Source organism: Pseudomonas sp. PA-4-8C, assembly GCF_021606625.1.
In the GTDB taxonomy this organism is placed as follows: Bacteria; Pseudomonadota; Gammaproteobacteria; order Pseudomonadales; family Pseudomonadaceae; genus Aquipseudomonas; species Aquipseudomonas lactis.
This window is the reverse complement of sequence record NZ_WKCD01000217.1, coordinates 1-9642: the sequence shown is the minus strand read 5'-3', so window position 1 is coordinate 9642 and position 9642 is coordinate 1. Positions and strand designations below refer to the sequence as shown.

The 9642-nt window shown below is 59.0% G+C and carries 9 protein-coding genes and 1 pseudogene; 2 read left to right on the top strand and 8 right to left on the bottom strand.

What is annotated here, in order from left to right:
• Positions 1 to 19: 19 nt before the first annotated feature.
• The 3 genes and pseudogenes from GIW04_RS23175 to GIW04_RS23165 all read right to left on the bottom strand — a co-directional run.
• Positions 20 to 658, bottom strand: a pseudogene (locus GIW04_RS23175) (matrixin family metalloprotease); the annotation flags it as partial.
• A gap of 369 nt (positions 659 to 1027) precedes the next feature.
• The gene (locus GIW04_RS23170; protein ID WP_120248022.1) at positions 1028 to 2131 is read right to left on the bottom strand and encodes a DmpA family aminopeptidase; all 1104 of its coding nucleotides are present in this window, start codon (positions 2129 to 2131) and stop codon (positions 1028 to 1030) included.
• A gap of 9 nt (positions 2132 to 2140) precedes the next feature.
• On the bottom strand, positions 2141 to 3505 hold the full coding sequence (locus GIW04_RS23165) for an APC family permease (RefSeq protein ID WP_003191147.1): 1365 nt from the start codon (positions 3503 to 3505) through the stop codon (positions 2141 to 2143).
• A gap of 199 nt (positions 3506 to 3704) precedes the next feature.
• On the opposite strand from GIW04_RS23165, the gene GIW04_RS23160 reads away from it, so the two are divergent.
• A complete protein-coding gene (locus GIW04_RS23160; protein WP_003191146.1) occupies positions 3705 to 4490 on the top strand; it encodes a helix-turn-helix transcriptional regulator in 786 nt (261 codons plus the stop codon).
• 8 nt (positions 4491 to 4498) lie between these two features.
• Here GIW04_RS23160 and GIW04_RS23155 read toward each other — a convergent pair whose 3' ends face one another.
• The 5 genes from GIW04_RS23155 to GIW04_RS23135 all read right to left on the bottom strand — a co-directional run bounded on the left by GIW04_RS23155 (position 4499) and on the right by GIW04_RS23135 (position 8920).
• Complete coding sequence (locus GIW04_RS23155; RefSeq protein WP_003191145.1) at positions 4499 to 4960, bottom strand: M10 family metallopeptidase C-terminal domain-containing protein; 462 nt, start codon at positions 4958 to 4960, stop codon at positions 4499 to 4501.
• A 188-nt stretch (positions 4961 to 5148) separates the two neighbouring features.
• A complete protein-coding gene (locus GIW04_RS23150) occupies positions 5149 to 6228 on the bottom strand; it encodes a polyamine ABC transporter substrate-binding protein (RefSeq protein WP_034135602.1) in 1080 nt (359 codons plus the stop codon).
• A gap of 58 nt (positions 6229 to 6286) precedes the next feature.
• Positions 6287 to 6628, bottom strand: a complete 342-nt coding sequence (locus GIW04_RS23145; protein ID WP_003191142.1) for a cupin domain-containing protein — start codon at positions 6626 to 6628, stop codon at positions 6287 to 6289.
• Positions 6629 to 6654: 26 nt separating this feature from the next.
• Positions 6655 to 8061: an NAD(P)/FAD-dependent oxidoreductase gene (locus tag GIW04_RS23140; RefSeq protein ID WP_034135601.1), complete on the bottom strand. Its 1407-nt coding sequence runs from the start codon at positions 8059 to 8061 to the stop codon at positions 6655 to 6657.
• 49 nt (positions 8062 to 8110) lie between these two features.
• Positions 8111 to 8920 (bottom strand): helix-turn-helix transcriptional regulator, encoded by an 810-nt coding sequence (locus GIW04_RS23135; RefSeq protein ID WP_034135600.1) that lies wholly within the window; start codon positions 8918 to 8920, stop codon positions 8111 to 8113.
• A gap of 257 nt (positions 8921 to 9177) precedes the next feature.
• Between GIW04_RS23135 and GIW04_RS23130 the strand changes: the two genes are divergently transcribed.
• Positions 9178 to 9450 carry a DUF1652 domain-containing protein gene (locus tag GIW04_RS23130; RefSeq protein WP_034135599.1) on the top strand — a complete coding sequence of 91 codons (273 nt, stop codon included), beginning with the start codon at positions 9178 to 9180 and terminating at the stop codon, positions 9448 to 9450.
• Positions 9451 to 9642 lie beyond the last annotated feature (192 nt).

Here is a 9642-nt window from a genome sequence, read left to right as displayed (position 1 = left end):
AGCTATAACCACGCGTTTACTGTCCATAGGTTGCGTAGATATAGGTCGGGTTGCCGTTCCCGGCGTTGTAGTCGCCAGGGTGAGCCAGGCCCAGGGTGTGGCCGATTTCGTGGGTCAGGGTCTGCCGGCCATAGTTGTTCAGGTCCGGGGTCTTGTTCGGCGTGTAGCTGTTGTTTGTCAGGTACCACGAGGTGCCGTCGTAGCCTGCACCGGTACCGGGCAGGTAAGCGAAGGCCGCGGCGCCGTCCTGGCCACTGCTGTAGTTGCCGAACGTCATGTGGCCGTCACCGCCGGAAGCCTTTTCGGTAAAGGTCACGTTGGCAACATCCGCCCAGGATTGCATGGCCAGTGCGGCCTGTGCTTTCTGCTGGGTGTTGAACTGGCTGAACCCCGAGATGCCATGTTTGTTCATGGTGCTCTGGGTAGCCGAGGTGAGGAAGGTGTAGGTCAGATCGATCTTGCCGTTGCCATCAAAGTCCCGGTACGCAGCACCATCCCGCAGCAGCTGGGTCGCTGCCTGGTCCACGGTGTAGGACGGTTTGCCATTGACCGTGAGGTTGCCGCCACGGTCATACAAATGGCTGAAGCTATCGATTTGCGAGTAAGCAGTGCTGGCTTGCGCGGCAGATACAATAGCTTTGTCTTTTACTTTTGACATAAACGTACTTCCTTGTTTGCAAGTGCATCAGTCTTTGTTCGATAGGAACCTCGCGGGCGAGGATAGTCCTATCACTCACCTCTTTTGAAGGCGTAAGAAAACTGACACAACTTGAAATCTTTCGTCTACATCTATTTCCATCGCACAATTGTGACGCAGGTTCAAGTTGCAGAAGTCGCACGCAGTGTTTATTGGGGGCCGTTGCATTTGTGTGGCCGAATCGGCGCTCACCACTATTTAAATATTAAATACAAGTAAAGCCACTCTAAGTGAGCGGCCCACTTGATTAATGGATCCAATATATTGTCACGGTGTCATTAGCAACATTAAAGAGCCACTATTCGCACTATTAAAGTGCGCTGCCCCCCATTACCGGGACATACTCCAGCCACACTGTTGCAGGGCTGCCAAGAGGGTTTCGCCAGCCAGGCCCGGCACCTTGACGCCGTCTTGGGTGGTCATGTCTTCACCCGCCAGAATGGCGTTGATGATCGCCTCCTCCACCGCCTCTGCCGCCGCGCTGAACAGCGGCGAAATATGATCATTGTTGACCATCTGCAAGCCGGTGCTGAGCGGCAGGTCCTTGCGCCCATAGTCGGCCGGTGGCAAATCCTGGTTACCGGTGGCAAAGGCCAGGAACAGGTCACCACTGGAATCCTCGGTGCCTCCACCGGTGCGCGCGATGCCGATGGACGCACGCTGTGCCAGGCGCTGGCACTGGTGGGGCAGCAAGGGGGCGTCCGTGGCGATGATCACCACGATGGAGCCCATGCCGGGGGTACCTTGCTCGGCAAAGGGCGAAGCAATGTCCATCAAGTGACGGCCCACCGGGTAGCCATCGACCCGCAGCTCCTGGCGCTTGCCATGGTTGGCCTGCACCAGTACGCCGACGGTCCAGCCGCCCCGCTCCGCTGGCAACCGCCGTGACGCGGTGCCGATGCCGCCCTTGAACTCATGACAAATCATGCCGGTGCCACCGCCCACCGCGCCTTCCTGAACCGGGCCGCTTTCCGCCTGGTCCAGGGCCTGGCGCACATGCTCTGGGCGCACGTGCTGGCCCCAGATATCGTTGAGCAGGCCATCGTAGGTTTCCATGACCACCGGCATACACCAGTACACCGCCGGGTCCGCCAGCCGCTCGCGCTCCAGGCCGATCAGGCTGTCGCGTACCACCCCGATACTGTGAGTGTTGGTGATCGCCATCGGCGTGGTCAACAGCCCCGCCTCGCTGATCCATTCAAGCCCCGTGGCGTCACCATTGCCGTTGAGCACGTGGTAGCCGGCAAAACACGGTTGATGCCGCGCTTCCCCGGCACGCGGCTGGATCAGCGTAACGCCGGTACGCACCTGCTTGCCGTCGACCTGCGCCTTGAGCGTGGCATGGCCGACGCGAACCCCGGGAACATCGGTGATGGCATTCAATTCGCCGGGCATGCCCAACCCCAACGTAATGCCCAATTGACGTGCACGCATACCCACTCCTTACAGTTTCTGAAACGCCGGACTCAACCGGCCACTGATGCAATACAAAATCACCGACAGGGCCAGCAAGCCGATGATGATCATGATGTCGCGTACCGAGGCCTCCAGGATCAAGGTAACCAGCAGGTAACCGGCACCGAGCACCGCCAGCAATGCCGGCAGCGGCCATAACGGCATGCGATAGGGATGCTCGCGATCACGCAGCAGCACCCGGCTCATCAGCGCGCTCAGCGCCACCACCAGGTACACCAGCATGATCAGCAGCACGCTGAATGAGGTCAGGTCGGCCAGGTTAGAGCTGAAGCTCAACAGCGCCGAGGGTATCGCCAGGAACAGCGTCGCCAGCCACGGCGAGTCCCAGCGCGGGTGAATACGCGTGAACAGCTTGTTGATACTCGGCGTCCACAGCGCATCGCGACCGCTGCTGAACACCACCCGGCCAATCTGGATCACGATGGCGACGATCGCGTTGAACACCGACAGGAAAATCCCGGCGCTCACCAACCGCGACAGGGTTTCATTGCCATGGCTGGTCAACAGGTAGCCGATCGGGTCGGGGCTGCTGATCATCTCGCTCAGGGACGGCGCGCCGATCAACAGCGCGGTGATCGGTACCAACTCGATGACCACCACCAACCCCAGGGACCAGAGCACCGCCTTGTGCACGCCCTTGCCGCCGCACTTCATGTCTTCAGCCAGCAACACCGCCGGGCCGTAGCCGTTGAACGAGAACAGGCCAATGCCGACGGCGCCGATCACCAAGGCCCAAGGCGCCAGGTGCAACACACCGTTTTCGACGATCTGCGGCTGCAACAACACACTGGCCGGCTGCACCGGATTGCCGAAGCCGATCACCACGATCACCAGCAACGCTGCCACTTCCAACAGCAGGCAGGTGCCGGTAATCCAGGCGTTGAGCTTGATATTGAGAATGCCCAGGGCGTAGCTGCACACCACGATCACCAGGGCGACCGTTTGCGCGTCGAACTTGGTGCCCAGGGCGTTATTCAGATAAGTCGCCGCACCGGTGGCCAATACCGGCGGGATAAACAACAACATCACCAGCACCGTCAGGAAGGTGGCGTAACCAGCCATGCCGCCAAATACGCGCTTGGCATACACATACTCGCCGCCGGCGCTGTTATGGGCGCGGCCGAGTTCGGCGTAGCAAAAGGCGAACATCAACGCGAGTAGCGCCGCCATCACAAACGCCAGGAACACGCCACTGCCCGCCTGCTGGATGGCAAACGGGGCGATCACAAAGACGGAACTGGCCGGCGTTACCGCTGAAACGGTAATGGCTACTACATCAAAGACGCTCAGGGTGGGCTTGAGCACGCCATCGGGCGCGGGGGTAGCACTCATATCGTTATCCTCTGTCGTTGTTTTTGGTGTGAGGCAGAAACGAAAAATGATATTTGCTCGGGATATGCTTCCCGTTGGACAGTGACGACGTTATCGGTTGGCAGGGCTGTCGGCCAATTCCCCTATTGGCGTACTCCCCTTGACGGTGCCCGCCAGAAGCCTAACCCTTGGCCGATCATTTTAGGGTGGGGATGGTTGGATGAGCCTGTTCCGGGAAGTGGGTATGCATGCGGGGTTGGGCCGCACCTTGTCTCAGATCGGCACCGAGCGGTTCTGGAAGCAACTGGTGCTGTTGTTGCACCAATGCCTGCCCTTCGATAATGCCCTGGCGATTTTCTACCCGCTGGATGGCCCGCCCCAGGCATTGGAAGAGTACGACGCCCAACCCAGCAGCAAACCGGCATCGATGCTGGTGTACCTCAACGGCCTGTACCTGCTCGACCCGTTCTACCAAGCCTGCCGCGAGCACTATGCCAGCGGCGTATACCGCCTGGAGGAAGTGGCGCCGGATCATTTCCGCCAGAGTGAGTACTTCCTCAATTACTTCCACGACAACGTGCTGGAAGACGAGGTGCAGTTGATCCTGCAATTGCCTGGCGCCGGCACATTGTCGTTGTCACTGGGCATGCAGCGGCGCTTCAGCTTTGAAGAAACCGGGCTGTTGACCACGCTGTCGGCCTGGGTGTTGCCGCTCATGCAGCAGCATTGGCAGCAAAGCACCCAGCGGGCACCGGCTATGGACAGCCAGATTCGCGATGCGCTGAGTCATTTCGGCAGCGGTGTGCTGTCGGACCGCGAGCTGGAAATCGCCCGCCTGGTGTTGCGTGGGTTCTCCTCCAAGGCCATGGCCGAACGCCTGAAGATCTCGCCGGACACGGTAAAAGTGCACCGCAGGCATTTGTACGCCAAGCTGGACATCTCGTCGCAGCCCGAGTTGTTTTCGTTATTCATTCAGTCGTTGGGCCATGACTTGGAGAACCCATAGGCTTAATCCTACTGAAAGAAATTAATATGCTCCGGCAAGAGATTTACCCCGTCCACTCGCACAGAAAAGTTCGGCCCTTCAGGGTTAACCTTGATATTCAAGGTGCTTACGCCAAATTCGTGGGTCAGTTGCACATCACCCACGTCCACGGGCGGGCCTGTTTGGATATTAATGGCTGAGATGTTGTTTTCTTTTAAAACTCCGGACACATCGATCTCATCCTCCTTTGGGTTGAAATTCAAGATAGTGTCTGGGTCATCGCCAAGGGAGTCGGTGCTTTTTTCATATTTGAATGTATTCTCACCTTGGCGCCCCACCAACTGGTCGGCACCACCGCCGCCGACGAGCACCGAGGGCTCGCCGCGCTTGGCTTCCAGACGCTCACGCTGGTCTGTACCACGCAAGGTCGGCGGGCTGTTTTCCGGTTGGGTCCACGTGCCGCCAGTGGGAAGGCTTTGTATTGAGGACATATAAGTCACCTGTCAGATAATGAGTGTATGTGAAAGTGTTACGCGTTGCGGATCGAAATCTCTCACGCAGGCAATAACAGTTTCTACTCCAAATAATTGACATCAAATGTCTTAACTATGACGTGATTATTTATCTCACCCGTACCGATGACTTATCGCCCTTTACGCCAGCGCTGTTATCTTATTAATCATCGCCCTGTGCGAATGGTGTTCCAAACCCGAGTACGCACCCGGTCGATATTCAACGGCATGGCCTCCAGTGCAAATAACTTGCCCATCATTTCCGCGCTTGGATACACCTTTGTATCGGCCTTGATCGCCGGGTCTACCAGGCTGTCGGCCGCCGCGTTGCCGTTAGCGTAGTGCACGTAGTTGGTGATACTCGCCATCACGTCGGGGCGCAGCAGGTAGTTCATGAACGCATAGCCGGCTTTCTCATTCGGTGCGTCGACGGGCATGGCCACCATGTCGAACCAGATCGCTGCGCCTTCCTTGGGAATGTTGTAGCCGATATTCACGCCGTTCTTGGCTTCCTTGGCGCGGCTTTCGGCCTGCAGGATATCGCCGGAGAAACCGACGGCTACACAGATATCGCCATTGGCCAGGTCGGCGGTGTATTTCGAAGAATGGAAATACGCCACGTAAGGTCGCACTTTCATCAGCAGGGCTTCGGCCTTTTTGTAGTCCTCGGCTTTTTTGCTGTGGTGCGGCAAGCCCAGGTAATTCAGCGCGGCAGGCAGCAGTTCGGGGCCGTTATCGAGGATGGCGACGCCGCATTTTTGCAGCTTGGCCATGTTTTCCGGTTTGAAGATCAAGTCCCAGGAGTCCACCGGGGCATTGTCGCCGAGTACCGCCTTGACCTTGTCGATGTTGTAGCCGATACCGGTGCTGCCCCACAGGTACGGGAAGCCGTGGGCATTGCCAGGGTCGTTATTTTCCAGGGCCTTGAGCAGCACCGGGTTGAGGTTCTTCCAGTTGGGCAACTGGCTCTTGTCGAGCTTTTTCAGGGCGCCGCCCTGGATCTGCCGAGCCATGAAATGGTTGGAGGGGAATACCACGTCGTAGCCTGATTTACCGGTCATCAGCTTGCCGTCGAGGGTTTCGTTGCTGTCGTACACGTCGTAGGTGAAACCGATGCCGGTGTCTTGCTGGAAATTTTTGGTGGTGTCCGGTGCGATGTAGTCCGACCAGTTATAGATCTTCACAGTCTCAGCGGCCTGGCTGATAGAGGCCACCAACATCAAGGGCAACAGGGCAATGGCTTTCATGGTTCGATTTCCTGGCGGTTTTAGGGCTTTTTATGGCAGGCGATCAAGGATCAAAGCGTTACAGAATCAGGACATAGGTCTTGCGCACGGTCTCCTGGATATCCCAGATACCGGTGCTATTGGCTGGCAACATCAGTGCGTCACCGGCTTGTATGTGCAGGGTTTCCCCGTTATCAGGCGTGAAGGTGCAGCGCCCTTGGATGAAATGGCAGAACTCCTGGGACGTGATCTGCCGACGCCAGCGCCCCGGCGTACAGGCCCAGATACCGGTCTCGACGCCGTCGTTGCGCTCCACGCTCAGCGTGGAGGCCACGGCGATGGGCTCGCCCAGGGGCGCCGCCACCGGTGATGAATCCGGCAGAGGGGTGTTCAGCGTGTCTTTGAATTGGGTGATGCTCATGGGTTTTCCCCTGTGGGTGGAACGACTTAGTGCATGAAACCTTCCATGAAACCGGCAATGCCGGTCGCCAGCTTGCGACGCCAGGGCGCAGTGTTGGGGTTGGCCAAGACCTGATCTTCATGAACAAAACTGCGAATGATCGCGTTGTAGCCCAGCCAGCGGCACGGCTCGGGCTCCCAGGCCTTTAGTGCTTTGAGGCCGCCCTCGCGAATCACCCAGGGTTGTTGGGTCAGCAAGGTGTCGCGACCCAGGATCAAATCGGCCAGGGTGCGGCCGCCGAGGTTGGTGGCCCCCACGCCCTCCCCGCCATAGCCGCCGGACAGTGCGACGCCGGTGCTGTGGTCACAGAGCATGTGCGGTCGAAAACGGCGCGACATGCCGAGGTTGCCGCCCCAGGAGTGGGTAATCCTGGCCTTTTTCAGCTGTGGGAAGAGTTCGCCAAACAGGTAGCGACGCAACTCCACTTCGCTGTCGGTCAGGTCGAAGTTGTGCCGCAACTTGCCGGCAAATTGATAACCGCCACGGGCGCCGAACACCAGGCGATTGTCGGCCGTACGCTGGCCGTAGGTAACTTGACGGCTGCTCTCGCCAAAGGCCTGGCCTTGGCTGAGCCCGATGTCTGCCCAGGTGCTGGCCGGCAGCGGTTCGGTGGCAACGATCAAACTCTGCACCGGTAACTGATAGCGGCCCAACGGCGGCAAGGTATTGGCGTAACCCTCGACAGCAGGCACCACCCAGGCGGCGCGCACGCTGGCCTTGGCGGTGCGCAGGCTGCCGGACTGCCAATGGGTCACGGGGCTGTTCTCGTAGATGGCTACACCCAGGTTCTCAACGGCCCGCGCCAGGCCACGCACCAGTTTCGCCGGGTGGATGGTCGCGACGTGGGGGGCATAGATGCCGCCATAAGGCTTGGCAATGCGGACCTGCTCGGCCAATTGCTGCGGGCTGAGCCAGCGGTAGTCCGCTTCGGTGAGGCCTTGGGCGTACAGCTTGTCCAGATAGCGGCGCAGGCTGCCTTCCTGTTCGGGGTAGCGTGCGGCGCAATACAAGGCGCCACCTTTGCGGTAATCGCAGTCAATGCCTTCGCGCGCCAGCACCTGGGCCACTTCATCGGGAATGCCATGCAAAAGGTCAAACGAAGCGCGACGCTGCTTGGGGGCAAGCCCTGCCAGAAGACGGTCTTCTCCCAAAAGGTTGCCCATCAACCAGCCACCATTGCGCCCGGATGCGCCGAAACCGGCCGTTTGCGCCTCGATGATTGCAATTTTCAGCTCGGGGGCCTGGCGCTTCAGGTAATAGGCGGTCCACAGGCCGGTGTAGCCGGCGCCGATGATCGCCACATTGACGTCCAGGTCGTGCTCCAGCGACGGCCGCGCCACCAGCGGGTCGTCCAGTTGGTCCATCCATAAACTGATACTGCGCCATGCCGGCATGCCAGGTTCCCCTACCTCGGTTCGATAGGGTCGATCCTAGAGCGCAGCGTCAGGGGCTGTCTTGCGCGCGTGCACGCAGAGAAATTTGTTTGAGGTACGCCTTGGGCGATTGCCCGGTGTGCTGGCGAAAAGCGCTGTAGAACGCCGAAAGTGAATTGAAACCGGCGGCAAAGGCCAGATCATCCACCTTGATGGGTGGTGTGGCGCAGTCCAGCGCGGCCAGCAAATGCTGAAGTCGCGCCTGGTTGACGTAGCGATAGAAGCTCTGCCCCAGCACCTGGTTCAGCAGGTAGGACATCTGGTTGCGACTGTAGCCACAGGCCTTGGCGACCCGCTGCAGGTCCAGCTCCGGGTCCAGGTACGGTTGCTGACGCTCGAAATATTGTTGCAGGTCATTGGCCATATAACCCAACTGCTGGGGCGACAGACCCAGGCGGCTGACCGTCGGGCGCAGCGCCTGGGTCGGTTGCTCGTGCACCAGGGACGCATATTCATTCACCCGCCAGATCAACCCGTCGCGCACCGTAATGGCCTCACTGGTACGAAACGACACCAGGCCCTGGCCGCCACGCAACGTGATGCGGTACTGGATAAACGCCGTATCGCCATCGGCGCGGATGCGATCGGTGTGTTCAATCGCCTCGTCTGCCTCACGGGGCATGCTGGCCTGCAAGTACTCGCGCAACTCGGCATAGCCCACCACACGGTTCTGGAAAAAATCGTGGTACTGGATCTCGGGGTGATAGTAGGCCATCACTCCGTCCAGATCGCGATGGCGCCAGCACAAGTGATGGCGCAGCACCAGCGCGCCGGTAGCGTGGGAATTCTGATACTCATCGTCTGGCGCGATGTCGGGCATATCGGGCTCTATCGCGGGAAAAATACTTGAGACTGCCGAAGTTTACCAGCCTCTTCAAGAGTCAAATCGAGCGCCTGACTAATGGCCTTTTGCCTATTCCTCTGTAGGACATGATCCATATCAAAATTAGGCGAAAGAACCGCTGAACGGGCCCAAAAAAGTCACCTTGCAGTTGCGAACGAATGCTATTTTTAAGTCCTTATCTGTCATGACCAGTGAAGGTCCTGGCCCCTGCCGCGAGCTAAAGGAAGCGCTCAATGAACAAGGTGGGCAACATGAACAAAGTGACATTCCCCAACGCCTGCCAGCTGATGCGCTGGCATTTTCACCCGATGGGCTTCGAGGGCAGCATGGACGCCCCCGGCAGCATGATCGTCCGCCTGTTCGACCGGGCCAGCGGCGAGACGTTGATCGCTATCGCGGGGATTCCGTGCGCTACGGTGATGAACGCGGCTGATGTTGAGCGCATCATCGAGGCAGTGGAGGATGAATTGGAGAGTTTTGTGCCGCCGTTGTCGTTGCGGGCGTGAGGTGGCAATAGCGTAGTAACGCCCCACTTTGACGGTAACCACGATGCGAAGCGAGTCGCTCTTGATCTTGATCTGCTTTTGATCTTGATCTCAGGCGCCCCGTTAAACCACGCTGGCCGAACGCAGGCTTGAATTCGTGGGTAACCCGGCAGGACGCCGGGTTAGCCGCCCCGCGCCATGGATGGCGCGTGG

Bases quoted from the DNA above. Each gene is read 5' to 3' on its own strand.
- GIW04_RS23170 (WP_120248022.1), bottom strand. From the start codon at position 2,131: ATGCGTGCACGTCAATTGGGCATTACGTTGGGGTTGGGCATGCCCGGC.
- GIW04_RS23165 (WP_003191147.1), bottom strand. From the start codon at position 3,505: ATGAGTGCTACCCCCGCGCCCGATGGCGTGCTCAAGCCCACCCTGAGC.
- GIW04_RS23160 (WP_003191146.1), top strand. From the start codon at position 3,705: ATGAGCCTGTTCCGGGAAGTGGGTATGCATGCGGGGTTGGGCCGCACC.
- GIW04_RS23155 (WP_003191145.1), bottom strand. From the start codon at position 4,960: ATGTCCTCAATACAAAGCCTTCCCACTGGCGGCACGTGGACCCAACCG.
- GIW04_RS23150 (WP_034135602.1), bottom strand. From the start codon at position 6,228: ATGAAAGCCATTGCCCTGTTGCCCTTGATGTTGGTGGCCTCTATCAGC.
- GIW04_RS23145 (WP_003191142.1), bottom strand. From the start codon at position 6,628: ATGAGCATCACCCAATTCAAAGACACGCTGAACACCCCTCTGCCGGAT.
- GIW04_RS23140 (WP_034135601.1), bottom strand. From the start codon at position 8,061: ATGCCGGCATGGCGCAGTATCAGTTTATGGATGGACCAACTGGACGAC.
- GIW04_RS23135 (WP_034135600.1), bottom strand. From the start codon at position 8,920: ATGCCCGACATCGCGCCAGACGATGAGTATCAGAATTCCCACGCTACC.
- GIW04_RS23130 (WP_034135599.1), top strand. From the start codon at position 9,178: ATGAACAAGGTGGGCAACATGAACAAAGTGACATTCCCCAACGCCTGC.